The sequence below is a fragment of the Mycobacterium dioxanotrophicus genome (genome assembly GCF_002157835.1).
Lineage (GTDB): Bacteria > Actinomycetota > Actinomycetes > Mycobacteriales > Mycobacteriaceae > Mycobacterium > Mycobacterium dioxanotrophicus.
Genome location: NZ_CP020809.1, coordinates 4,422,318 through 4,447,454, shown reverse-complemented (window position 1 = coordinate 4,447,454; position 25,137 = coordinate 4,422,318). Strand labels below are relative to the sequence as shown.

The 25,137-nt window shown below is 64.8% G+C and carries 23 protein-coding genes; 6 read left to right on the top strand and 17 right to left on the bottom strand.

The genetic code is table 11. The annotated features are described in order from the left end of the window. Positions 1-68: 68 nt before the first annotated feature. From BTO20_RS21670 to BTO20_RS21630, 9 genes are all read right to left on the bottom strand, one after another. Positions 69-896, bottom strand: a complete 828-nt coding sequence (locus BTO20_RS21670) for an alpha/beta fold hydrolase (protein ID WP_087078211.1) — start codon at positions 894-896, stop codon at positions 69-71. Beyond that, on the bottom strand, positions 893-2,470 hold the full coding sequence (locus BTO20_RS21665; protein ID WP_269770298.1) for a 4-hydroxyphenylacetate 3-hydroxylase family protein: 1,578 nt from the start codon (positions 2,468-2,470) through the stop codon (positions 893-895). Before BTO20_RS21665 ends, BTO20_RS21670 begins: the two co-directional genes overlap by 4 nt. A gap of 15 nt (positions 2,471-2,485) precedes the next feature. Then, positions 2,486-3,772, bottom strand: a complete 1,287-nt coding sequence (locus BTO20_RS21660; RefSeq protein WP_087078210.1) for an acetyl-CoA hydrolase/transferase family protein — start codon at positions 3,770-3,772, stop codon at positions 2,486-2,488. Positions 3,773-3,945: 173 nt separating this feature from the next. After that, positions 3,946-4,230, bottom strand: a complete 285-nt coding sequence (locus tag BTO20_RS21655) for a hypothetical protein (RefSeq protein WP_087078209.1) — start codon at positions 4,228-4,230, stop codon at positions 3,946-3,948. A 9-nt stretch (positions 4,231-4,239) separates the two neighbouring features. After that, on the bottom strand, positions 4,240-5,397 hold the full coding sequence (gene phaC, locus BTO20_RS21650) for a class III poly(R)-hydroxyalkanoic acid synthase subunit PhaC (RefSeq protein ID WP_087078208.1): 1,158 nt from the start codon (positions 5,395-5,397) through the stop codon (positions 4,240-4,242). Next, positions 5,397-6,245, bottom strand: a complete 849-nt coding sequence (locus tag BTO20_RS21645) for a poly(R)-hydroxyalkanoic acid synthase subunit PhaE (protein ID WP_087078207.1) — start codon at positions 6,243-6,245, stop codon at positions 5,397-5,399. The genes phaC and BTO20_RS21645 overlap by 1 nt, the downstream gene beginning before the upstream one ends. Further along, positions 6,242-7,384 carry a zinc-dependent alcohol dehydrogenase family protein gene (locus BTO20_RS21640; protein ID WP_087078206.1) on the bottom strand — a complete coding sequence of 381 codons (1,143 nt, stop codon included), beginning with the start codon at positions 7,382-7,384 and terminating at the stop codon, positions 6,242-6,244. Before BTO20_RS21640 ends, BTO20_RS21645 begins: the two co-directional genes overlap by 4 nt. Continuing rightward, entirely contained in the window at positions 7,374-9,053 is a 1,680-nt protein-coding gene (locus tag BTO20_RS21635; RefSeq protein WP_087078205.1) for an acetolactate synthase large subunit, read from the bottom strand. Before BTO20_RS21635 ends, BTO20_RS21640 begins: the two co-directional genes overlap by 11 nt. An 823-nt stretch (positions 9,054-9,876) precedes the next feature. Then, complete coding sequence (locus BTO20_RS21630) at positions 9,877-11,475, bottom strand: aldehyde dehydrogenase (NADP(+)) (protein ID WP_087078204.1); 1,599 nt, start codon at positions 11,473-11,475, stop codon at positions 9,877-9,879. 303 nt (positions 11,476-11,778) lie between these two features. On the opposite strand from BTO20_RS21630, the gene BTO20_RS21625 reads away from it, so the two are divergent. The 6 genes from BTO20_RS21625 (at position 11,779) to BTO20_RS39950 (ending at position 16,491) form a co-directional block, all read left to right on the top strand. Beyond that, positions 11,779-12,552 (top strand): SDR family oxidoreductase, encoded by a 774-nt coding sequence (locus BTO20_RS21625; RefSeq protein WP_087082455.1) that lies wholly within the window; start codon positions 11,779-11,781, stop codon positions 12,550-12,552. Between the two features lies 1 nt (position 12,553). Further along, entirely contained in the window at positions 12,554-13,438 is an 885-nt protein-coding gene (locus BTO20_RS21620; RefSeq protein ID WP_198344014.1) for a fumarylacetoacetate hydrolase family protein, read from the top strand. 10 nt (positions 13,439-13,448) lie between these two features. Next, a complete protein-coding gene (locus BTO20_RS21615; RefSeq protein WP_087078203.1) occupies positions 13,449-13,748 on the top strand; it encodes a WhiB family transcriptional regulator in 300 nt (99 codons plus the stop codon). 479 nt (positions 13,749-14,227) lie between these two features. Further along, positions 14,228-15,145: a LysR family transcriptional regulator gene (locus BTO20_RS21605; RefSeq protein WP_087078201.1), complete on the top strand. Its 918-nt coding sequence runs from the start codon at positions 14,228-14,230 to the stop codon at positions 15,143-15,145. A gap of 65 nt (positions 15,146-15,210) precedes the next feature. Further along, complete coding sequence (locus tag BTO20_RS21600; RefSeq protein WP_198344013.1) at positions 15,211-16,227, top strand: C45 family autoproteolytic acyltransferase/hydolase; 1,017 nt, start codon at positions 15,211-15,213, stop codon at positions 16,225-16,227. A 9-nt stretch (positions 16,228-16,236) separates the two neighbouring features. Continuing rightward, positions 16,237-16,491: a hypothetical protein gene (locus BTO20_RS39950; RefSeq protein WP_198344012.1), complete on the top strand. Its 255-nt coding sequence runs from the start codon at positions 16,237-16,239 to the stop codon at positions 16,489-16,491. Between the two features lie 6 nt (positions 16,492-16,497). Here BTO20_RS39950 and BTO20_RS21595 read toward each other — a convergent pair whose 3' ends face one another. From BTO20_RS21595 to BTO20_RS21560, 8 genes are read right to left on the bottom strand one after another with little or no spacing between them, the layout of a single operon-like run. Beyond that, positions 16,498-17,094 (bottom strand): phage tail protein, encoded by a 597-nt coding sequence (locus BTO20_RS21595; RefSeq protein ID WP_087078200.1) that lies wholly within the window; start codon positions 17,092-17,094, stop codon positions 16,498-16,500. Then, the gene (locus BTO20_RS21590; protein ID WP_087078199.1) at positions 17,091-19,058 is read right to left on the bottom strand and encodes a putative baseplate assembly protein; all 1,968 of its coding nucleotides are present in this window, start codon (positions 19,056-19,058) and stop codon (positions 17,091-17,093) included. Before BTO20_RS21590 ends, BTO20_RS21595 begins: the two co-directional genes overlap by 4 nt. Before the next feature lie 2 nt (positions 19,059-19,060). Then, positions 19,061-19,510, bottom strand: coding sequence for a GPW/gp25 family protein (locus tag BTO20_RS21585; RefSeq protein ID WP_087078198.1), 450 nt, complete (start codon positions 19,508-19,510; stop codon positions 19,061-19,063). A 4-nt stretch (positions 19,511-19,514) separates the two neighbouring features. Continuing rightward, positions 19,515-19,772, bottom strand: coding sequence for a PAAR domain-containing protein (locus BTO20_RS21580; RefSeq protein ID WP_232491255.1), 258 nt, complete (start codon positions 19,770-19,772; stop codon positions 19,515-19,517). Positions 19,773-19,812: 40 nt separating this feature from the next. After that, a complete protein-coding gene (locus BTO20_RS21575) occupies positions 19,813-21,627 on the bottom strand; it encodes a VgrG-related protein (protein ID WP_087078196.1) in 1,815 nt (604 codons plus the stop codon). A 5-nt stretch (positions 21,628-21,632) separates the two neighbouring features. Then, positions 21,633-22,406: a CIS tube protein gene (locus tag BTO20_RS21570; RefSeq protein WP_087078195.1), complete on the bottom strand. Its 774-nt coding sequence runs from the start codon at positions 22,404-22,406 to the stop codon at positions 21,633-21,635. Next, entirely contained in the window at positions 22,399-22,866 is a 468-nt protein-coding gene (locus BTO20_RS21565) for a phage tail protein (protein WP_087078194.1), read from the bottom strand. The genes BTO20_RS21570 and BTO20_RS21565 overlap by 8 nt, the downstream gene beginning before the upstream one ends. Positions 22,867-22,881: 15 nt before the next feature. Next, positions 22,882-25,134, bottom strand: coding sequence for a hypothetical protein (locus BTO20_RS21560; protein ID WP_087078193.1), 2,253 nt, complete (start codon positions 25,132-25,134; stop codon positions 22,882-22,884). Positions 25,135-25,137 lie beyond the last annotated feature (3 nt).

The window sequence follows — 25,137 nt, the reverse complement described above, 5'->3', positions numbered from 1 at the left end:
CTGCCGGAATTCGAGAATCAGGCTGATCCATCGTTGGCCATCCCTATCGACCCAGGTCTCGACAATACCTAAAGTGCGTTGCTGCTCAACGCATTTCGAATAATCGCGTTCACGACGTCAGGCCGCTCGATCCAGCACAGGTGCCCGGCGCCGTCGAGCGTGGCGGCGGAGGCGTGGGGAATCCGCCGTGCGAGGTGGGCCGCGTTTTCGTACGGCACGACGCGGTCGGCAGTGCCGTGCACGATCACCGTCGGCTGGCTGATCGGTCCTCGCGGCAAACCCCGACGCAGGTATGAGGCACACGCCTGGTACTGCGAGCGCCAGCAGGCGATCGGTGTGCTGGCCTGCATGCGCAACTCCAGCAGTTCTTCGAACTGCTCTGGATGTGTGTCGGTCCATCCCGGAGCGAACGACAGTGGCATGGTGGCGCGGGCGAATCCCTCACTGCCCAGGGATACCGCGGAAGCCCATGCTTTGCGTATGGCTGCCGGCACCGGATGCGAACCCAAACCGCCACTGGTGGTCGCCACCAGTGTCAATGATGAGACCGCTTCCGGATGACGCAGGGCGAGGGTCATGGCGATGTAACCGCCCATCGACGTCCCGACGACGTGTGCAGGCCCGGCCGCGCATTGCCGCAGCACGTGGTAGGCATCGTCGGCCATCTGCGCAATGGAATAGGGGCCCGCGGGCTTGCCGGAACGGCCCGTTCCCCGGTTGTCCATCAGCAGGAGGCGACCGACCTGGGACAGCGGTTCGACTTGGTAATGAAACGACCACGAGGCATAACCGATGCCAGGGATGCACAGAATGTCCTCGCCGCTCCCGGATTCGGATACGAACAGACTCGTTCCGTCAGCTGCCACGGCCTCGCGACTGCGGGTGTCTACTTTCACAGACGGTCACCCCCGGCCGTCGACGAAGTCGTCGTCGCCACGATGTCGTGTGTCCGGAATACCTCGGCAAAGTAGCCGGTGAGCTCGTCGGCGAGCGCATCGGAATCCGCGACATCGTCGATCCCGGCGAGGAGGCGGGCCAGCCGCTTCCGATAATCCAGCTGCATGCCCCGCGCGATCTGCACGCGTTGCGCCTGCGGGGAACCGGCACCGTGGACGGATTCGGTCAGGTAGCCAACTGCGTTGCGTCCCAATGTCATGTTCTCGATGAGTCGGATGATGCGAAGCCGGGTCTCGGTTGGCACGTCGGCTCGGCCCTTCAAGTACTTGTGCAGCAGCGGGCCGACCTGCGGGTGGTCGAGATCGCGTTGCGATGGCATCGTTCCCACCAACCCGCCGGCGAGATCCTGTGCCAGCCTGCCCAACTCGTGCGGCAGCTTGGTGACGTGGTGCTTACACACGTTGGCCAGCATGTCGTCGCAGATCCACGCCCCGGAGCTGGTCGGCCGGCCCTGAAAGCTGGATGCGATGCCGGTGCCGTAGATGGTTTCGTTGAGATGGGTCATCTCGACCAGCTTGTCCTTGATGTGTGACGCCCGGTCGGTGCCGTTGTATTCGGCTACTTGGGCGGCTGCGCCGATGAGCACGTCGCCCACACCGGTCTTGCAGACATAGCTGCGTCGGTGATACGTCGTGAAGCGCTCGACCAGTGTCCCGGCGAAATCAGTCTCGCCATCCATGAACACATATCGGTTCGGGATGAAGACATCGTCGAAGATCACCACCGCTTCCTGTCCGGAAAAGCGGGCGTTGCCAACGTCGATGGTCCCGTCCTCAGCGCTACGGGTGTCGCAGGATTGGCGGCCGTATACATATGTGATGCCGGGTGCGTCCACCGGCACCGCGCCCACGATGGCGTAATCGCGGTCCTCGGCTGACATTCGCATGGTGGGCATGACGATCATCCAGTGGGAGTTCAGACAACCGGTCTGGTGTGCCTTGGCGCCGCTGATCCAGATGCCCTCCGCACTGCGACGGATCACACGGACATACAGATCCGGGTCCTCCTGCTGGTGCGGGGCCAGGGACCGGTCACCTTTGGTGTCGGTCATCGCTCCGCCCACAACGAGATTGCCGCGGTGCATTTGGTGGAGAAAATCCCGTAGGCGGTCGTGGTATGCGGTGCCGAACGCTTGATCGACGTCGAACGTGACCGAGTACAACGCGTTGAATGCGTCCATCCCGACGCAGCGCTGAAAGCACGTCCCGGTGAGCTGGCCGAGCTTGCGTTGCATCTTGTTTTGGAGAACGAGGTCCTGTGCGCTCGTGCAGACCGCGAGGAAGCGACTCACCGGCTCACCGGTGAAAGGTGAGATCACTGTGGCCAACTCGGGATGCGTCTGCGCGAGGTCATACGTCGCAGCCACGGCGTTGATCGACGGACGGATGATCGGGTGATCGACCGGCTCGTCTACCTGCTCGCCGAACAGGTAGACGGTGAGGTTCCGCCCTCTGAGGCTCTCGACATACTCGGCACCGGTACGGATGAAGTCCTGCGTGGTGGCAATGTTCACGTAGCTGCGTCTCCGTCAGATCAGGGCCATCGCGCGGGCAGATTCGGTCAGTTCGTCCCGAAACTTCGGGTGAGCGATCTCGATCAGTGCCTTGGCGCGCTCCCGCAACGTCCTTCCGCGCATCTCGGCCACGCCGTACTCGGTGACGATCTTGTCAACGGTGTTCTTGGTCGTGGTGACAACAGAGCCCGGCGTCAGCGTCGGAGTGATCTTCGATTTCATCCCGTCCCGGGTGGTCGACTGCAACACGATGAATCCCTGGCCGTTGTCGGAATACATGGCGCCACGGGAGAAGTCGTACTGCCCACCGCTCGACGAGAAGTACTTTCCGGCCACGGTCTCCGACGCGCACTGCCCGTAGAAGTCCACCTCGGTGGTGGCGTTGATGGCGACGAAGTTCGGCTGCCGGGCAATGACCCGCGGGTCGTTGACCCAATCCACCGGCGCGAAATCGACGGCTGAATTCTCGTGCAGGAATTCGTAGAGACGCTGGGACCCGAGCGCCAGCGTGGTGACGATCTTGCCGCGGCGCAGCGTCTTGTGGGTGCCGGTCACCACACCGGACTCGACCAGGTCGATAACCCCATCCGACAGCAGTTCGGTGTGGACCCCAAGGTCCTTGTGGCCCTTCAGCATTCCAAGTAGTGCATTGGGCATGCCGCCGATGCCGGCCTGGATGGTGGAGCCGTTGGCGATCCGTTCGGCGACCAGCGCGGCGATGGCCCGGTCCTTGTCGTTCGGCACCACGGCGTGGGCTTCGATCAGCGGGTAGTCGACCTCGGTCCAGCCCACGACCTGGCTGATGTGCACCTGGTTGCCGCCGAAGGTGCGGGGCATCTGCGCATTGACCTCAAGGAAGAACGGCGCCCTTCCGATCAGCGATGCCGTGTAGTCGCAGTTCGTACCCAGGGAGAAGTACCCCTGGCGGTTGGGCGGTGAGGCCGCGGCGATGACCAACGAACACTTGGTAGACCGACGCAGAAGGTCGGGTACCTCACTGAAGTGGTTGGGCACCAGGTCGCAGTGGCCTTCGAGATACGCCTTGCGCGACGGCGGGGCCAGGAAGTAGGACACGTACCGTAGGTGATCGCCGAATTCGCCGTTGATGTAGCGGCGCTCACGAAGCGCGTGCATCTGGTGAATTCGCACGTTCTGCAGCTCTTCGGCATGGTCCTCGAGGGCGTCGACGACCTTGACCGGTTCCCCGTTTGCGTTGGGCATGATGATGTCTGAACCCGGCTCGACGAATTCGAGTACCGCCTCGGGAGGTACGGGCTTGCTGAGATTTTGCTGGTACGTCATCGTGTTGCCTTCTTCCGCGCGGGCTGGGGTCTAGGAGAGTGCGACTGGCCTACAACCGATTGCCGGAGAGACCCTGTCGAGCCTTCTCGTAGGCATTCGTTTCTTCGATGCGTTTGACCGCCTGTTCGATCGAGACAGCGGCGAACTGCGCAGGGGCGCGCCGGATTCCAGCGCTACTTGAGGGACTCGCGGGCGGCTTTGATGTACGCGGCGCTGATGTCACCGACGAACTGCGCATGAGCGCTGGCAAGCGCTGAGACCCAGTCCAATTGGCTGGCTCCGGCCACCTTCTCCTGGAACTCCAGCATGCTCTGCAGCGCCTTCTCATAGGCGTCGAGGGCAACCAGGCCGGCACTCTTCGAAGATTCGATCATTCGACGGTTCATTTCTTCGATGCGTTTGATGGTGTCTTCGACGGCTTTGGCATAGTACTGCGGTGAGAAACTGTCATTGCCCATGGTCGGTCCTTACTCCGTAGTGTTGTTGGTTCCAGATCCGACTTCTGCTCGGTCCGCACTATTCGCGGTGTCCCGTTCTGAAAGCCAGTCCACGATCCCATTTCCGACAATTCCCTGGGATTTCGCCGAAACGAAGAGTCCGATGTGTCCTCCGGGCAGTCCCAACTCGGAGTAATCGTCGGTTCCGAGCTTGCCGTCGAGCACCTGAGACGTCGCGGGCGGGATGATGTGGTCGTTGAGCGCAAAGATATTCAGAACAGGCATGGTGACCTTCGACAGGTCGACGTCCCGGTCACCGAGCTTCCAGGTGTTATTGATCAGCTTGTTGTCCTGGTAGAGCTCTTTGAGCCATTGTTTGGCTGCTTCGCCTGCGTGATTGGGGCGGTCGCCCAACCATTTTTCCATACGAAGGAAATTGAGGAGCTTTTTTTCGTCGTCTGCGACGTCCAGCAGGTCGAGGTTGTACTTGGTGGCGGACCGGACCGGGGTGAGCATCGAGAACACCGCGCCCATGAATTCGCCCGGCAAGACGCCCCATACCTCGATCATCTGATCGACGTCCTCTTTGGTGAGACTGCGGGTCCACACGTTGATGAAACCCTTTTCCACGTCCGCGGCGTGCTCATCAGCGTGGAAGTCCAGCGGGGTGATTGCGAGCACCAGATTGTTGACCCGGGCGGGCTCGAGTGCGGCGTAGGCGAGCGTGAATACGCCGCCCTCACAGATGCCGAGCAGATTGACCTTGTCGGCGCCGGTGGCATCGAGAATCGCGGTCACGCAGTCGTCGATGTATCCCGAGACGTAGTCATCGATACTCAGCCAGCGGTCCGCGCGGGTGGGGTTGCCCCAGTCGACGACCCACAGATCCACGCCGAGGTTGAGCAGGTTGCGCACCAGCGAGCGATCCTCCTGGAGATCGGTCATGGTGTACCGGCCGATGAGGCTGTAGACGATCAACACAGGGGTGCTGATTCGCGACTCGGCCAGGGGCCGGTACCGAAACAGCGTCACCTTGTCCGTTTGCAGGACGGCATCTTTCGGGGTGGTGGCGATCTCAACCTGATCATCGGTGATCGAGTTGAGTCGCTCCAAACCCGCTGTCACTTTCGTATTGAAGGCAGCGGCCTCCCGCAGGAGTTCAGCAGGGTTTGGGATCGACTCGGGCATCACTGCTGATCTCCTCCGGGAACCGTGTCCACGTGGCTCGACTCGACGTGTGTCGTTTGGTTCAAAGCACGTGCGGCCAATTGCTTTTCGAGCGACCGTACGCGCCGCTTGAGCTCGTGGACATTCTGATGAACCTCGTCGATCTCACTGCGGGTCGGCAACCCGATGGGCTCGACGAGAGCCTCCACGAGTTCCCGCTCGGCGAGCATGAATTCCATCCCGTCCCGCAGTAGTCGCCGCTGGGCTTCCAGAAACTTCTCGGAACGATGTGTCTCCAGGAGAACGTCATTGGCCGTGTCCAGCCACAGCTTGAGCGACTCTTTCGCGTCCGGCATGGCTGTTCCTTCGCGGGCGCGCTGCGAAAGTTGTTCGGCAAATCGCGAATTGGCGCTGGACCATGCCGCTGCGACGATGCCTTCGTAGACGCGGGCACCTTCCTGGACGGCCAGCCATCGCTCCATGACCTTGGCGGTGCGCTGCTCCGAGGCGCCGACATCGGCCAAGCGGGGTCCGTCGGCCATCCGCCGGAGCGCCTGACTGACCGCACCGCCGTTGGCCAACGACATGGTGAGCGACTCGGTCAGTGTGCCGAGAGCCTTGGCGCCGGGCCACGCTTCGCCGACATTGGTCGAGGGTGCCCACCACATCGAGTCGCCGAACGTCAGCCAGGACCGCCACAGATCCGCCAGTGCCGTCGCGTCGGTACCGTGCGAATCCTTGGCCCCGGCAGCGAATGTCTTGCTCAGCTGCGATTGGCCATCGAGCCAGCTCTTACGCGCTGCCGCGGCGTTCTGGTCATAGATTTCGCGCCATCGGGCCGTCATATCCGCCCATGGATCGCTGGTCATAGTTCGACCACCTGGCGGATGGCCTGTCCGGCGTGCAGCCGATCGAAGCCCTCGTTGATGTCCTTCAAGTCAAGCGTCCCGGTGAGCAGCCGATCGACCGGAAGCAGACCCCGCCGGTACAGCTGGACGTAGCGGGGGATGTCGCGGCTGGGTACCGCGGTGCCGATATAGCTGCCCTTGAGGGTGCGCTCCTCGGCCACCAGGGTGACCGGTGCCAGCGGCATGGTGGCGGTCGGAGCAGGCAGGCCGGCGGTGACGGTGGTGCCGCCTCGGCGGGTGATCCGATACGCGAGTTCGAGGGCGCTGGTTGCACCGGTGAGGTCGAATGCGTACTCGACGCCACCGCCGGTGATGTCCAGGACCTGCTGGGCCGCGTCCGTGTCGAGTGCGTTGACGGCCGCGGTCGCACCGAGTTCCCGTGCGAACTCGAGCTTTTTGTCCGACCGGTCGATGGCGACCACAGTCCGCGCACCCGCGGCGACGGCGCCCAGCAGGGCCGCCAAGCCCACACCGCCCAGGCCGATGACAGCTGCCGACGACCCAGCGGGCATCCGCGCAGTGTTGATCACTGCTCCCACCCCGGTGAGAACCGCGCAACCGAACAGTGCGGCCTCCACCAACGGCAGGTCCGGATCGATCTTCACCACAGAGTGCCGGGAGACCGTCGCGTATTCGGCAAACCCCGACACACCCAGATGATGGTTGACGACTGTGCCGTCCAGTCGGCGCAGTCGATTCGCGCCGGAGAGCAAGGTCCCTGCACCGTTGGCCGCTGCACCGGGCTCACACAAGGCCGGTCGGCCCTCGGTACACGGTTCGCAGTGTCCACATGACGGTACGAATACGAACACCACATGGTCGCCGGGTTTGAGTTCGTCTCCACCCACCATGCCCGCGGACGGTCCGACCGCTTCGACGATTCCGGATGCCTCGTGGCCCAGCGCCATTGGCATCGGGCGCGGACGGTTGCCGTTGATGACCGAGAGGTCGGAATGGCACAGTCCCGCCGCCTTGATCCGGACCAGCACTTCGCCGGGACCAGGCTCGTCCAGGTTCAAAGTCTCGATGGTCAGTGGCTTTGACTCTGCGTAGGGTGCCTGAACGCCCATGGCGTTCAACACCGCTGCTTTAATCTCCATTGTTCGCGACCCCTCCGGCGAGTACCCGGCTTTGCAGTTGATCGATGAGAACCCTTGTGTTTTCGGAGTAATCGACCGGCACGACCACGACGTGCACGCCACCGCGGTCGAATGCCGATTGCAGGACGGACTCGAATTCTTCACACGTCTCGACCCGGGATCCGGAGGCGCCGTACGACTCGGCGTAGGCGATGAAATCGGGATTGCCGAACGTCATGCCGAAGTCGGGGAACTTGTCTACCGCTTGCTTCCAGCGGATCATGCCGTAGGCCTTGTCCTCGATGATCAGGACGACCAAGTTCAGGCCGAGTCGCACCGCGGTTTCCAGCTCCTGCGAATTCATCATGAACCCGCCGTCCCCGCACACCGCGAGCACCTGTCGCCCGGGGTGGTTGATCGCTGCCATCATCGCCGACGGGAGACCCGCGCCCATGGTGGCCAACGCGTTGTCGAGCAGCAGAGTATTCGACAGCGGAGTGCGGTAATTGCGCGCAAACCAGATCTTGTACATGCCGTTGTCCAGGGCGACGATGCCGTCGTCGGGCATCACCTTGCGGACGTCTGCGACGATTCGCTGAGGGATGAGCGGGAACCGGTCATCGTCGGAACCTTCCATGACCTGCCGCAGAATGTCGTCGCGCAGCGGAAGCAACGCCGACCCGTTGGGCAGCTGCCCTTGCAGCCGGTCGGCCAGCATCGACAGGTTGGGCCCGATGTCACCGATGACCGAGGCGTGCGGAAAATACACCTCCTCCACATTGGCCGCGGTGAATCCCACATGGATGACGGTCGGGCCGCCGGGGCCCATCAAGAACGGTGGCTTTTCGACTGTGTCGTGACCGATCGAGAGGATCAGGTCGGCTCGGTCGATCGCCTCGTGCACGTAGTCACGTTCCGAGAGCGCCGCCGTGCCCACCCACAGGTCGATCGGCTGGCCTTCCGGGTGGTCCGCGACCACGCCTTTACCCATCTGGGTGGTGAAGAACGGAATCCGCGTGCGTGCAAGGAAATCACCCAGGTATGCGCCCAACCGTGGCCGGCTCGCGGCGGCCCCCACCATGACCAGCGGGCGTGACGCCTGCCGCACCATCTCTGCCACCCGATCCAGCGCGGCCGGTGTAGCGATGGGCAACTCGATGAGGTGCGGCGGCACCAGGGGCACGTCGGGGCCCATGTCGCCTGCGACGTCTTCGGGCAGCTCCAGATGGACGGGACCCGGTCGTTCCTCGGTCGCCACGCGGAACGCCTCCCGCACGATCGTGGGAATGCTTGTGGTGCTGACGATCTGGCGCGAGAACTTGGTATGCGGCTTCATGGTGGCGACCATGTCGACGATCTGAAAGCGGGCCTGCTGGCTACTCTTGATCGCCTTCTGGCCGGTGATGAGGATCATCGGCATCGCACCGAGGTGCGCATACGCCGCGCCGGTGGCGAGGTTCAGGGCTCCGGGTCCCAGCGTGCTGAGACACACCCCGGGTCGGCCTGTGAGCCGGCCGTGGGTGGCGGCCATGAACGCCGCCGACTGCTCGTGGCGCGTCACGACCAGCTCGATGCTTGAGTTTCTGAGTGATTCGACGAAGTCGAGATTCTCCTCGCCGGGCACACCGAATATGCGGGTAACGCCCTCGTTCTCAAGTGCCCTGACAAAGAGATCCGAACCCTTGATCATGCGGCTATCCCCTTCATGGATGGTGTTGGTATGCAATGAGTTCCGGCATGTTCTCGAACGAGACGCCGGCGATCAGGTTTGAGTGGTTCGCGCGCTTCCGACGTGGCGGGCTTCGCAGCTGTCTTCGGTCCGATGTGCAACACCGTGAAAGAGCTTGGTGTCAACGAGGTTTCGTGAACTACGCCAGATGCGCGAGTCGGCGACAACATACGGAACCCGATCCTCACCGGCCACGCAACGAACTGGTGATCGGGGTGGGCACCATTTTGAACCTCCACGAGTTGGCCGGGTCGGAATAGTCAAACCACATCATGCAGATATTTCACTAGCGCGTATCGGAATTCGACAAACCGATGATGGCAAGGCGCCTCCGCTCAATCTTCGGGCAGCGATACTGTGGTTATGTCAATGGCGCGCATTAATTCCAATTTGTGAATCGACAGGTGTCGATGACGGTCGGGTTGCCCGGCGCGCACTCGGCCGCCTCGTGCGGCCTGGCCTGCATCTTTGTGCTGATTTCAAGCCGCTGGAGGAGGCCGCGGATGATGCGCGACTGGTGAGATGCGCTAAGTTCGCCGAGCCCGAGTATGTCGGATCGAGCGTTCGAGGCGATTCATTAAATGATTCAATACCGTATTGCCTGAGACCGATCCTGCCGCCATTCTTGCCGGCCGATAAGTTCGTCTGCAAATATGTCGTGGCCCGAGGCGATCGACCGACCCCGGCGTCGGGCAAAGCTGTTCACAAGCTGCCGACGAACGGCGTCCGGTTCGATGAACGGATCTGCCGCGCTTTCAGCGAGTTGCACTGGCGGACAGAATCATTACCTCGCGGTGAGCGTGCCGTCGACAAGGGGTGACACGCGCAGCGGATCCCCTGACCGCAACTCCTCGGCCAGGAGGTCTTCCGGAATGTTCTGGTAGGCAACGGGACGCAGGAAGCGCTCGATCGCACGGCTGCCCACGGATGTGGTAGCAGGCGCCGATGTCGCGGGGAAAGGCCCGCCATGCACGATGGCGTGTCCGACTTCCACCCCCGTGGGCCAGCCGTTGAAGAGCACGCGCCCAGCGATCAGTTCCAGCTTGTCCAGCAGCGCACGGGCATCGTTGTAATCCGCCGGTGCCGCGTGGATGGTCGCCGTCAACTGGCCTTCGAGTTGATCGATGACAGCTTCCAATTGAGCGATATCCCTGGCCCGAACGATCAGCGAGGCCGGCCCGAAGACCTCGTCCTGGAGCGCAGGGCTCGACAAGAAGGCATCGATCGTGGTGACGAACAACTGTGGCTGCCCGGAGCATGCAATGGCTGCGTCTGGCGCGGCGGCCGCGGCCTTGACCACGTTGTCGGTCGTAGCGAGGCGTTGGACACCCTGTTCGAAGGACGCGGCGATACCCGAGTTGAGCATCGGCGCGGTTGACGCGTTCTCGACGGCCTCGGTGGAGGCTGCGATGAACTTGTCGGCGTCGGGACTGTCGACGACGAACACCAGCCCTGGGCTCGTGCAGAGTTGCCCGTTACCCGTCGTCACAGACGCGATGTAATCGGCACCCAGTGCCTCGGCTCGCTCCGCGAGCACTCCGGGAAGCATGAAAACGGGGTTCACACTGGACATTTCGGCGTACACCGGAATCGGTACCGGGCGGGCAGCTGCGACCTCGGTGAGGGCGATGCCTGCTTTGCGCGAACCGGTGAATCCCACCGCGCGCACGCGGGGGTCGTTGACGAGCGCGATTCCGGTGGCGACGGAACCGAATACCAGCGAGAACGTGCCCTCGGGCAAGTTGTGGGCGTGCACCGCTGCGCGGATGGCCCGGCCGACGAGCTCTGAGGTGCCCGGATGCGCAGGATGGGCCTTGACGATCACGGGGCACCCCGCTGCGAGTGCGGAGGCCGTGTCACCGCCGGCAACGGAAAATGCCAGCGGGAAGTTGCTCGCGGAGAAGACCGCGACCGGGCCGAGCGGAACGCGGCGCTGGCGCAAGTCGGGCTTGGGCAGGGGAGTGCGCTGGGGGTCGGGAGTGTCCAGTCGCGCTCCGGTCCAGCTGCCTTCCCTGATCACGTTGGCAAAGAGCCGGAGCTGACCGGTGGTACGGGCCAGCTCGCCCTTGACACGCGCGGGCGGTATGCCGGTCTCTGCGGTGACACGTTCGGCCAGGGGCGCGGCGATACCCTCGATCTCGGTGGCGATGGTTTCAAGGAACGCCGCGCGATCTTCAAAGTTGGTGTGGCGGTAGGTGTGAAACGCATCCCAGGCCAGCTCGGCAGCGCGGTCGATGACCGCTTCGTCCGCCTCGCGGTACACCGGTTGCAGCTTCTGCCCGGTCGCGGGGTCCACAGCCTGGAACTCGGCGCCGGTGCCGGCGACGTCCGCGTCGCCGATCAGGTTTACACCGGTGAGCTCGGTGCTAGGTGCGATGGTCATGATGTCAGTGGTCCTCGGTGTAGGCGACCGTCGTGGACAAACCGTCGTGGAGCGGTGAGGCGACGGGAAGCCGTATCGGGCCGGGATCGGAAGCGTCAGCCATATCTGCCGTAAACACAGACATGGCTAAAGGTTAGGAGTCGCGCCAACGAGTTCCAACACTTGGCTGAAAACTGTCAATGCAGAAATGGCATCGACCAGTTCCGCTGAATCTGCATCCGCTTTATCGTGACCGTCTGCGAACGTAGACAAGCCGTATCCGCCCAGCGCAACCGCGCGCAGCCCCAGATTTGGAAGGTGTGGATGGACCTCGGGATAGCGGGGCGCAGTGCACTGGTCATCGGCTCGACCGCAGGACTGGGACGCGCAATTGCCGAGCGCCTCGCGGCCGAACACGTCAACGTCGTCGTGACGGGGCGCCGTGGGGATCTGGCGCGGAAGGCAGTGCAGGACTGGCCCGGTTCATCGGCGGTGGAAGTGGACCTGACGGAACCGGACGCCGTGGACCGGGTTCTCGCCGAGGCCCACGACCTGGCTCGCCCCGTGGACATACTGGTGTTGAACAGCCCGGGACCGCCGCCGGCGAGAGCCTCCGAAGTGGAGCTCGACGATGTGCGAGCCGCCGCGGAGACATTGCTGTTCCGGCAGGTTGCGCTCGTGCGCGCAGTATTGCCGAGCATGCGCGAGCGCGGCTGGGGCAGGATTGTCGGAATAGGGTCCAGCGGCATCCAGGCGCCGATCGCGAACTTGGCGTTGTCGAACACCGCGAGGGCGGCGCTGGCCGGCTATCTCAAGACCTTGGCAGCCGAGGTCGCCGCAGATGGAGTCACTGTCAACATGGTCTTGCCGGGGCGCATCGCCACAGACAGAGTCGCCAGCCTCGACCAGGCTGCAGCGGTTCGACAAGGCATCACCAGCGACGAAGTCGCCAGCCGGTCCGCCGGCATGATTCCGAGCCAACGATACGGTCGCCCCGAAGAATTCGCAGACGTGGTCGCTTTTCTGGTCAGTGAGCGCGCCAGCTACGTCACGGGCATTCAGCTGCGCGTCGACGGCGGCCTGGTCCAAGGATTCTGACGTGACGCCCGCCATGCAGCTGTCCACGATTCGGGCGTCCGGAGCCGAAACCACCGCGGTGGTCGTCGATCCCGCGTACGGAATGATCGACGTGTCCAGCCTGCTGGGGGAGGTTCACAGTGATGCCGGCAGCGTGATCCGCGCCGGAGTCTCCGGTTCTCGTCTCGCAGAAGCACTTTCGTCAGTATCACCGCGCCGGTTCCGTGACCCGGGCGAAGCCGTCTTCGTGGCTCCTGTGCAGGAACCGGGAATGATCTGGGGAATCGGGCTCAATTACCGGGAACACGCCGCTGACCTGTCCGAGCGCGCCCCGCAAGAGGCACCCGCGTCCTTCATCAAAGGCAGCCACACCCTGATCGGCCCGGGCGATCCGATTCCAATCCCGTGGCAGAGCGAACGGACCACGGCCGAAGCGGAGCTCGGGCTTGTTTTCGGTCGCCGGGCCCGAAATCTCTCGAATGACGAAGCGATGTCTGCCATCTGGGGTGTGGTTCCAATCCTCGATCAGACGGCAGAGGATCTCTTGCAACGCAATCCCCGTTATCTGACGCTGTCCAAGAACTTTCCCGGCTTCCTGTCCTGTGGCCCGGGGATCGTTCCCCTCTGCGAGCTCGACAACCGGGCTGGTGACATCGACGACGTCGTGGTCCAGACCGTCATCAATGGAGTGCTCCACCGTGAGAACCGGGTGAGCAACATGACATTCCGGCCACGCGACCTCATCGCCTTCCACACGCAGCTGTTCGAGTTCAAGCCCGGCGACATCATCTCGACGGGTACGCCGGGCGCCGTCGAGATCAAACCAGCCGACACCGTCGAGTGCCGAATCGTCGGTGTCGGTTCCCTGCAGAATCCGGTCACCTCCGGGCCGCCGATCCCACCGTGAGGAGTTGACGATGCAGCTGCCGCAAGAATTACCCGGTCCCAACGCCGATGGCTGGGATTGGCAACTTCGCGCGGAGTGCCGGGGTGTGGACTCCTCGGTGTTCTATTCGCCCGAAGGCGAGCATGGATACGCGCGCTGGCAGCGTGAGCAGGACGCCAAGCGGTTGTGCCGGCAATGCGTGGTCCTCGCGGAGTGCCGTAGCCACGCGCTCGCCTTCGCCGAACCATTCGGGGTGTGGGGTGGGCTGTCCGAAGCACAACGTGCGCGTCTACTGGGAACCAGCAGGCTGAGCCGGCTGGGCAGGCGTTGACCTAGCCGAGTCGGATGTGGGACAAGGTGATCAGGCGTCGGCGGGGGCCGGGCACAGGCCACTTTGGCCGGTCACAACGTCGCCGGCCAGGCCCGGCGCGGGGCACCCGTGACCTTCCTCACGATCAGCCACCAACCAGAGGCTCTTTGTGGCGGAGGCCACAGTAAAGAAGCCAACACTGGCCCAGATGATGTTCGAGACGGCGCTCGGCCACGCGCCATACAGAGCGGCGGCTATCGCGCCGGAGGTTCCGCCGAGAGCGTTCAGGGCTCCGTAGCGCCAGGAGTCCGCGATCAGCCGACCGCGGAAGACCAGAACATATGCAACGAAAGTCCCTACCGTCCCAAGCCAGCCGAGGATCGCTGCCAACATCGCCAAGACTCCGTTTCTCTCAACAATGCAATGTCTGCGACAGTATTGCCCACCGGATTCATTCATGACAATTGAATTGATCTTGATTGCCTGTTTAGCATTACTGAATGCCGATCGACCCGCGTAGACTGCGTTTTCTGCTGGCCGTCGCCCGCTCCGGAGGTGTCCTCGCGGCCGCAGATGTGCTGCACATGACACCTTCCGCGGTGTCGCAGCAGATCGCCCACCTTGAGCGGGAAACCGGTTGCACGCTCATGACGCGGACATCACAGGGTTCGGCGCTCACGGCCGAGGGACTCGTGTTGGCCGAGGCGGCGCAGGAAATCGAACGAACCCTTCTCGAGGCCAGGACAAAACTCGATCGAGGGGGCATCGAGCTGCAGGGCGCCGTGCGCATCGGTGGCTTCCAGAGTTTTCTCTCGGTGGTGATTGCCCCGGCATTGGCGGATTGGAGGCGCGATCTTCCCGGCATCCACTTCGAGGTGGTCGAAGCCGACCGCGAGGTGCTGCTCAGGTCGCTCAAGGCCGGCGAACTCGACGCCGCCATCATCGAATTCGACGCCGGCGAACCACCCAAGTCGCTGCCGAGTGGCGTGACGGAAATCCCGCTGACCGACGAACCGTGGAAACTGGTTGTGCCGGCGGGCACCCTGCTGACCGATACGACCGAGCTGGGCCGCATCAAGCTGCCATGGCTCGGAGTGGGGCCGGGGGACGCCAGCGCGCAGGCCCTGCAGCGACTGCGTCGTGTGGCCGGCATCAATCAGCCGACCATCCACCGCTACTTCGCGACTCAGACTGCGCTCGCCCTTGTCGCGGCGGGCGAGGGCATGGCAGTCATCCCGATGCTGGCCCTCCATGGCTTGTCACTGGAAGGGGTTGAGACGGTGGATGTTCCAGGCCTCGGCACCCGTCGTATCGTGCTGAGAAGCCACTTCCGGGGTAAGCAGGCGCACCGATTGCTCGCACCGGTGACAGCCTTGATCCGCGATGCGCTGTCGAAGATCGACGTCGGCCAGGCGTAGATCGCGCAAGACGAAGCGTCAGGGTTTTCTTGACGGATGGCGGCGCGTCAAGTAAACCTTGACGCATGGTGTTCCAATCGATCAGCCTGCACGCATTCCGCGAAGACCTGCCGGGCCCGCGGTGGCGTGCGCTGTATGACGCGACGTGGCCCGGATACCGCGCCTGGTATCTACGGCCGGGGTCCGGTCGGCGTCCGACTGCCGCCCAAGCCGAAGCGGCGCTGTTGCGGTACATGCCCGAGCTGCATCCGGCGTGGCAACACCTCGTCGCCCTGACGGATGGCGATCCGACGACGGCGGCAATGCTCACCCACTGGAACATGCCCGCGTTCGCTCCGGCTTGCTCGCAAGCCGTCGTCGACACCCGCACGCGAGGAGGACAAACAGCGCCCGGAAGCCGGGCTCTGATCCGCAATTACGACTACCACCCGGACCTGTTCGAGCAGGTGGTGCTGACCACGCGGCTCGGGGACCGGGTGGTGACCGGCACCGGTGATTGTCTGTGGGGCCTGCTGGACGGCATGAACTCCGACGGGCTCGCGGTATCGCTGACGTTCGGCGGAGCCAAGGGATCCGGTCCTGGGTTCGGGATCCCGCTTGTCGTGCGGTATCTGCTCGAGGTTGCGGGGACGGTGCCCGACGCTCTGTCCGCACTGTCCGGCGTGCCGGTCTCCATGTCCTACAACCTGACCTTGACCGATCGGACCGGTTGCCACCGCACGGCGTACGTCGCTCCCGGCCGGACGATGGAAGTGCGCGCCGTACCGGTGGCCACCAATCACCGATTCGATCGGCCCGACGATCCGGTGCACGCCAAGCGCTTCCGTAGCGTCGAACGTCAGACGCACCTCATCGAGGTGTTGCGCGACCGACCAGACCCGGATGCTCTGGCTCGCGAGTTCCTTCGCACGCCGCTGCGCAGTACCGACTACACAGCTGGCTTCGGCACGCTGTACACCGCGGACTACCGTCCCGACTCCGGGATCGTCCACTACCGGTGGCCGGGAACCACCTGGTCGAGGTCATTCGATTCGACCGATGCCGAATTGCGTCTCGACGTGGGGGCAAGTTCGCCACCGTAGAATGCCCGCATGCCGGCAGACCCAGACACTCCCGTGGACGCCATGACCGAGAGTGAATTGGCGGCGCTCGTCTACCGGGTCATCGACGAGCTGAGCGCTCGGGGCAGCCGGGAGGCCTTCGCCGAATTGCTCCGAGTGGTGGCATACACCGGCGAAAAAGTTGGCGAAGCGGCGCGATTGTTGGCGACGTCGAACTCGTGGGCTCAGGTCGCCGAGGTGTCCGGCACGTCCAAGCAGGCCGCCTGGGAGCGGTGGCGGTCCTAGATCTCGTCAGACTCCCGCTTCCGCCGGAGGCTCTGGTGCATCGGCCGGGGGCGGCGCAGGTGGCGCCGCTCGGGTGACGAGTTCGATGCGATGCGGGATGTGTGCCGGTTTGATCGCGTCGACCAGTGCGTCAACACTGCGCGGATCCAGTTCATCGTCGGCGTTCACGGTGACCCGGACCAGCAGACCCGGTGTCGGTTGACCGCCAGGGCGGGAGTCTGGCGTGAGAGACCATGTGGCCGAGCCAGATTCGATGACCTCGGTGTCCCGGTTGAACGCGGCGACAACGGAGTCATGGATGCTCTGCGTGGTGCCTTGCCAACCCAGTAGCGCCGCCCCCGCTGCAATCAACTGTCGTTTGTGGTCGGGTTCCCGGCCTGCCACAGTCAGCCCTATCCAGCCGGCGAGCCAGTCGAGCATGTCGGCCGGGGTGGTCCCGGGATCCAGATACGCGGGCAGGCAGTCCAGCGTCGCGAACACCGGCGCGAGCACCTCGTCGAACGCCGCGCACAGCTCCGCGGCCAGCCAGTCGTCCCAGTACACCGACGGCATCGTGGCGATGAAAGGCATTGGCGTGCCGAGGTTGTCGATTGCCGCTCTCATCGGTCGGCCATCCGGACACTGTGTTTACCGAACGCGTAGGCCAACTCGTTGCGCGCCAGCGCGATCACCTCTGCGGGTTCGGTGGAGCGCTCCCCGGTGATGGGATCGAACGCGAACAGTTGCACTGTCACCTTGCGGCCCATGTCCACCCCGGCGACCGGGGCGAGGGCTGCGGCCACCTCGTGCACCTGCACGGCGCGGCCCATGGGCCACCCCGTGCCGTTGGGCCCGCCGGTCAGTGGATGCAGCAGGCTGTTCAGTGCCCGCTGCACATCGGTTTTCACCTGGGTGCGCGAATAACCCGGCAGCACCGAAAGCGCCACGACGACGGTGACCCCGCGGTAGCGCGGAGGTTCCACCACGACCCGGGTACCGACCAGACGCCGCCGATTCAGATGGTTCTTGATCCGCTGGATGGTCTCGGGTTCGGGGATGAGGTCCTCGCGGCGCACCAGGTCCATCTCCTCGCTGGCCACGTGCGGCACGATCAGCACCCGCACCGTCCCAGCCTCCCGGGCGTCGACCGCGGTCAGGCAGTGGGCCCTGGCCACCTCGGGTGCCACATCGAGGGTCAGCTGTTCGAAGTCCTGGGCGGTGACGGCCTTGCCACGGCTACGCAGCAGCATCGGACCGCGCACCTTCACCTCGTCAACCGATTCGGCCTCGGCGCCGCCGACCGCTGCGCGGCGGTTCTCGACCCGCGCCACGTAAGGAACGCTGGTCTTGAGAACCCGGATGCGGCCGACCCCGACGTTGCCCTTGCGGCCGCCGCCGGTGCGGTAGGCGGTCATCACGAGCGCTGAGGATCTCGGCGGGATCTTGCCGTACTGGCGGACCGCGCCGTCCGCTTCGCGCACCATGGGGCCGAACACGATCTCACCGGCCACCGGATCAATGTGGAACGACCGGCTTGAATCATCCTGTTCCCCAAAGTGTTCCACGGCTTGCCAGGGTGTCTCGCCTTCGCCCACGACCGTCAACGCAGTACCGTTCCATGGCAGCACCGGGCGATGCTGCAGCCCGAAGCGTTGCCCGGCTGTGCCGTCGGACGTTCCCATCGGCTCATCCCGCACCACCCGGGCATTGATGATCCGCGCGGTTCCTCCGACAGTGCACGCGGAAATCGATGTGATGAACGGTGATTCGCTGTAGGTCGATTGACCGGGAGTGGTGTCGACCAGTCGGCATCGCAGCCAGCCCCTGGCTTCGCCGCCCACCCGAGGCGGAGAGTCGAGGACATGCCCGCGCGGCACGTGCAGGATCACATCGCCGGGCTTGTTGAAAGCCTTGGTCTCGTCGCGTCCCGGTTCGCAGGGCACCCAGTCCGGTCCGCCGGTCCAGGCCTCCCACACATACGGGGGATTGGTCGGGTCGACGCCGACGCCGGACACCCTGCAGTCCACCCGCAGCAGCACTGCACACGACGGCACCGCGCAGTCCAGTCCGATGAGCAGAGCGTCACCGGGCTCCGGACGCTCTGAGAAACAGCGGAATTCGTTGCCACCGGGCTCGTTGCGCTGGGGGACGGGTTCGCTGCCGCCGGACTGGGTCGCGACGCGGCCGCCGTCCAGCGAGCAGGGAACGATGTCGAGTTTCTCGGTGGTGGAGAACACGATCGGTTCGTCGAGGTCGGTGCGGTCGGTGCTGACTTCGGTCTCCTCACGCACCGTGATGGTCTGTGGCTGTGGTGCGGATAGCCAGAACGTCGCCTCGCCCTGCGCCGCGCCAGGCGGCCTCAGCTCCATCCCGAGCAGTTCCAGGAATTTGATGTAGTTGCGGTCGGGCACCCGGTTGAGCCGGTAGATGAGTTGGTCGACCATCATCGCAAAGGTCTCGATCAGTGTGATGCCGGGATCGGAGATGTTGTGGTCGGACCATTCGGGGCAGCGCTGGCGGACCCGGCGACGGGCTTCGTCGACCAGGTTCTGAAACGTCCGGTCGTCGAGATTCGGTGCGGGCAGCATCCTCAGACCTCATTCCGCAGGTACATCGGGGACAGTTCGGTCGGCTCCGGTGCGCCTGGCTCATCGGGGATCACGTAGAACGGGAAGACCAGGTTGCGTTCGTCGTTGTACCCTCGGATCCGGTACCCCACGTCGATGTGGGCCATGCCGAGATCGTGACGGTTGAACAGCACCCGCACGTCCTGCACATCGATGCGAGGCTCCCACCGCTCGAGCGCACGACGGACATCGTTGGCGATCGCCGCCAGCGTCGCGTCATTCATCGGTGAGAACAGGTGATCCTGGATGCGGCAGCCGAATTCAGGCCGCATGGGCCGCTCGCCCGGTGCGGTGCGGATGATGATCTCGATGGCCTGTTCGATGTCTCGGACGTCGGTGGCGAGGGCAATCGAGTCGGTGGGGTCGACCTGTATCGGGAAGTTCCAGCCGGCCCCGATGAATTCATTGGTCATCTGCTCACCCTCCGATCAACACGGTCGGGCAACCCGGTCCGACAATGGGAGCGCCACAGGCGGTCATGTCGCCGACCCGCGCGGCGGGCATCCCGCCGATGAGCACGGTTGGGCATCCCGGCCCGGCTATGACATTCGGCGGATGAGGCACCACACCGGGAAACGCGCACACGTGCGGAGTTCCGACCGTCGCCGCCGCGCTTCCGCCGATCAACACGGTGGGTACGCCGGGGGGACCGATGGCACCGGGGTGACCGGTCATATCCCCGACACGTGCCGCAGGAGGCATGATCTGGCCCCTCTCAGTTGATCTTGACGGGAGTGCCGGTGATGATGTTGGGCCCGCCGGACTTGAATTCGCTGGTAGCTTTCGCCGCAACCTTGATGGTGGCGCCCTGCAACGAAAGAGCGGTCTGGGTTTCCACGTTGACCGCACCCGAACCGCCGGACAGCGAGACGCCGTTGGTGGCGGTGACGGAGATCTTCTTGCCTTTCAGCTCGAGGTCGCTGTTGCCGGCGTCGACGACGATGCCCTTGCGGCCCTCGATGAGCACTGTGCCGTCGCTGTGCACGGTGATGCGGGTTCCGACGGAATCCAGTGTCAGCTTGAGCTTTCCGTCGCCCGTTTCGGCCGTGACGCCTTCGGTCTTGCCGTTCTCGTCGAGCAGGTCGATGCGGTGGCCGTTGCGGGAGATGATCGATCGTCGGTTGACTGCTCCGGACCCTGTGTCGATGAGGGTGGCGCCCTTGGCATTTGCGGTGTCCACACCGTTGTACAGTCCGCCCAGCACATAGGGCCGCTGGGGGTCCTGCTGCTCGAAGGCCACCAGCACCTCGTCGCCGACCTCGGGGATCATCATGGCGCCCCGGTTTTTTCCGGCTCCCGGCTGTACCGTGCGCGCCCAGTCGCTGACATAGTCGTCGGACAGCCACGGGAATGTCAGCTTCACCCGCCCCTGATGCGTCGGATCGTTCGCGTCGCTGACCTGTGCGATCACGACTCCTGCCCCGGCTGCGGATCGCCCGCCGCCCGCGGTCAGACCGTACAGGCTGCGTTCCTGGCGTCCCGTCACCGAGAACGCGGTGGTGTAACCGCCGTTGGCCGGATCGTAGCGGTGCCGCGCCGCGGTGATGGTGTACTTGCCGTCGAACGGCTTGCCCGCGTTGTCGACGGTGATCCCGACATTGGCCCGCAGCTTCGGGTTTCCCCGTGCCACGGCGTCGATCTCGGCGAACGAGCTGCTGATCTGCTCGGTGAGCGCCGCAGCAGCAGTGTCAGCTTCGGACTGCGTCCGGTAGGCGGTGTCGGAGGCCACATACCGCGGGTCCCCGAAGGGCTTGGCCATATCGGCGGGTTTGACCGTCGGCAGGTCCACGCTCTTGGTCGCCGCCGGCGACGTGCTGACGATCTTGCGCTTCTGCGCCACATCCCAGCCCCGCACCTCGACCTCGGTGACCTGTTCGGCCGCGGTGATCACCGACCGGAATCGCAGCAGATCGGTGCCGAGGCGCAGCACCAGCGGGTCGGTCTTCTGGGCATCGTCGGACGGCGCGGTGTTGGCGTCCTGGCGTGGGTGAAAGCTCAACTTGTTGTCGCGGACCGTGAGCTCGTAGCCGATGCGTCTGGCCATCCCGTCGAGGAACTCCCAGTCGGACTGACCGAACTGGCCGAGGTGGTCGAAAACGGTTTTGCTGGGCTCGATCTGGCCGGCCGGGATCTTGGCGCGTTGAGCGACCTGGGTGACGGCGTCCGATGCCGTCGTCTGCGTGTAGGACTGGGTGTGCCTGCCGCGGAACAGTCGGTGCGCCGGGTCGTACCCGCGAATGATGGTGAACGAACCGGGGCCTCCGACCTCAGCCTCCAATGCGGTCACCTCACCCTCGATCAGCTTCTCGGGCGTGTCGGTCTGGGTGCTGCCGACAGTGATCTTCACCTTGGCGCCAATCGTGACCTTGGCCTTCTCGATGACGATCCGGTTGGGATCGCGGAAGCGCAGCATGAACGCGTCCGGCAGCCGCAGGCTGGAGTCGACGTAGGCGGAGGTGAGCAGCGGGCTGATGTCGTCGGGTAGCGGCGTGCCGTCGACGTCGATGAGAAAGCTTGCTGCAGTGGCCATCTCGATCAGCCCACCGCCGCTGTCAAGGCTTCGAGCCTGGGTAGCTTGAGCCGGGTGCCGGTGGGAACTCGCATGGGATCGTCAATTCTGTTGTAACGGGCCAACGGTCGCCACAGTTGCGGGTCACCGTACTCCCGGTAGGCGACCAGGGCCAGCGAGTCCCCGCTGACCACGGTGTGGACGTCGTCGGCCGACAGCGATCCTGATGTCGGATTCTGCTTGGGATCCGGCGTGACGTCGATCTCTTCCAGGTTGACCGTGCAGACCGCTCTGATCGGGATGCCGTTGGCGGCGAACCGGGTGTACTTGGCCTGCACCTGGCTGATGTAAGCCGCGAAACTCTTGACCTGGCCCCAGTTGAACACCACCAGAAACGGCATGGCCTGTTCGCCCTTCTTCACCTCCTTGCACGGCACACAGCAGCCGAAGAGCTTGTCCACCGAGGCCACCACGTCGACCCCGTCCTTGGCGGTGGCATCGAAGTACAACTCGAGGCTGAGCTTGCACGGCTCGGCTCCCGAGTACTCCGGTGGACCGGCCTTCTTCTCCTTGGTCGGTTTACGTTCCCACTTGGCGGATTTGGTGATCGACACCTCTTTCGGATTGAACTGGAAGGTGAGCTTGTCCTTCAGCGACCCCAGTTCGGGCTTGCCGCCCTTGACGTGCTTGGGCTCCCACAGCTCCAAGAACGCGTACTGCGGCTGCGACCAGGTGTCGGGCGTGCTGTCGCCGGTCTTGTCCGGCGGCGGGGCCTTGAGCGCTACTGCGGTGTTAGCCATTGGGCGAACCCTTCTCGGGGGTGAAGCCGTGGTGGGCGATCTCCAATGTCTCGGTGAACACCTTGGGGGAGTCGAGGTTCAGGCTGGGACCGGTCCACCGGACCGGGACGACACCCTCCAACTGCCAGGTCATCACCGGATTCCCGGCGGCGTCCATCGCCTTGATCTCCCCGGTGGTGGGCGTCAAACCGTTGAGCGCCTTGACAATCCACTTTGTCAGCTTGGCGCTGTCTGGTCCCACCGGTCGGGTCAGTTTGATGTTGCTGTACTTCATACGGGTCGGCAGCTGCCAGACCAAGCCATTGTTGCCACCTTCCTCGCGCTGCTCCATCACCACTTCCAAGCCGAAACCCTCACAGCTGCTGAACTTCCCGATATCGGTCTTGTCGAACTTGACGGCGAAACACACGCCGACGAACACCTCGTCGGCGTCCTCAGGGGGCAGTTGTGGCGTGCTCATCGTTGTGTCTCTTCCTTACCGGCCTAAATCCATGAGGGTGCCCGCCCGCTCCCGATCCAGCCACAGCTCGGCACGCAGCCGCGCGGCCAGCGCGTCGTACACCCGGTTGACCAGCTCGTCGACGTCGGTGCCCGCCGCTGCCGGGGCGCCGGAACCCGATCCAGCCGGCACAGAAGTCACAGCCGGTGCCGCGGCAACCGGAGCAGCGGTCTCTGCGGCAGGGGCGGGCCCGTCGGGCGCTCGCTGGATACTCGGCAATCCCGGTGAGCCGAAGGTGATGGTGTTGGTGGCCTCGTCGTACTCGTGTGCGTGCACCGTGGATTGTGCTGTGTCCATCGAGCTCCGACGTTCAGATGTGGGTGCGGCCGCGGGTGACTCGACGGCGGCGACGGATGCCTGAAGCGGAGGGCTTACGCGCGGGGTTCCGGCCTCGAACATGCGCTGCAGGCCGACGGGGCGCGGACTGCTGAACACCTCGGCTCCGTCGGGCGGATGCGCGGCCACGCCGGGAGACGAGCCATGGTCATCCGTGCTGCGTACCGGGGGCAGCACCACGAGCCGCCGGCCGGACCCGGTGGACCGCTGCACGAGGGGTGGTGTGGACGGTTCGGGTCTGCGTGTCGGCGGCGCAGGTGCGGTGTGCGCCACCGGCAGGCTGATCCGTTGGGCGACCGGAGAATCGGGCGCGGGTATTGCGTCCGGTGTGGCCGCGGGTCCAGCGGCGCCGGTGACCGGCGTTGCCAGGTTCGACGCGGCACGGGGTGCGTCGCCGACGGTGCGCATCACGGTCGCGGGTCGCAGTTGCGGCGCGGCGACAACAGAAACGGGTTGCACCCGAGACACGGGTTCTGGGTGGGTTTCGGCTGCGGTGAACGCCACCGTCGATGATCGTTGCGCCACAGGCGCTTCGTAATGCTCGGTCGTCGGCGCGGATTCGTCCATGACAGGCTGGGCCGTGACCACGGGCAGATCGGCGGGCTCGACCGCCGTGGTGGTGGTGTCCGGGCTGGGTGTCGCCTGTGATTCGGTGCGCAGTGCCGGCGCAGGCGTCGACCGCTGCTTGATGGGAGTGGGAGAAATCGACGGAGACGAAGGAACCGACGGCGCGGGCCGCGGCATCGAGCTCGGACTCGGCTGCGGCATGAGGCGTTGCACGGCGGCCGGTGCGTGCGATGGGAGCTGGGCAATCACGGATGGCGTGGCAGTGGCAACCGCATTCTGAGCGGGCGTCGGTGCGTCGCCGTCGCGCTCGTCGACCACGGGTAAGTTGACGGCCGGCGCCGGTGGCTCGCTGTCGTCGGCGACATCCGCGATGGGCTGGTCGGTATCGGGTGTCCGCTGGATCGCCGTCACGGGTTGGGGTTTCGGCGCGTCGTGTTCGGGGCGGGTGACCGGCTTGTTCGGCGTGGATGTCACCACGGGAAGCGGTACAAGCATCGGGATGGTCGGTGCGGCAGCGTCGGTGCGCTGGACGGTGTGCAGGTGTCGCAACGGTGGCGTCGCGATTTCGGTGTGCCGGGCGCGGTACGCCTCGGACACCTGCACGGCAGGAATGTCGGATATCCCGGACGTGGCGGTGCTCGACGAGACCGGTTGAGACACCGCGGCTTCCGGAGCCCGTTGCACGACAGCCGGTAATGGGGATGTGTCGGTGGCCAGCCGCTGCACCGCCGGTGGGGTCGGTGCCGGGTGCTCGACAGCACTCGACGCCCCGGTGACTGGGTCACTCGTGGCTGGTGACGGCATAGGTAGTGCGCTGGGCGCCAGCGCCACCTCGTCCGTCACCGTGTCGAGCGGCCGGCGTTCGTCGGGATCGCTGGCCTGCACCATGGCGCGCGCAGACTCGGGCTCTGCGCCGGCCTCGATCACCGGTAGCGATGCGGCAGCGGGTTCGTCCTGCGCGACGTCCCGCTGCACGGGAGTGCCGACAAGGGCCCGTTGCACACTCGGCAGCCGGGGCGCCCAACTCCGGGACTGCGGCGCGGCTGCGGGTGTCGCGGGCGGTGGCGCCGGCTGTGCGGGCCCGGTGTCCAACACCGGCAGTCGATGGTGCTCGTTGACCGCCAGTAGCTGCACCGGTCGGGTGAATGCGGGGTTCTGTGAGGTGGTCAACGTCGCGGTAAAACCGTTGAGGTGTGCTGTCGGTTCGATGTCGCCGGTGGTGGGTGTGACGGCAGCAAGGCGCTGCCACACCGGCTCCGGGCGGGCCGCCGGTGCGGCCGGCGCAACCGGCTCCTGGTGTCGTCCCCAGGGCCACCACTTCGGCATCTC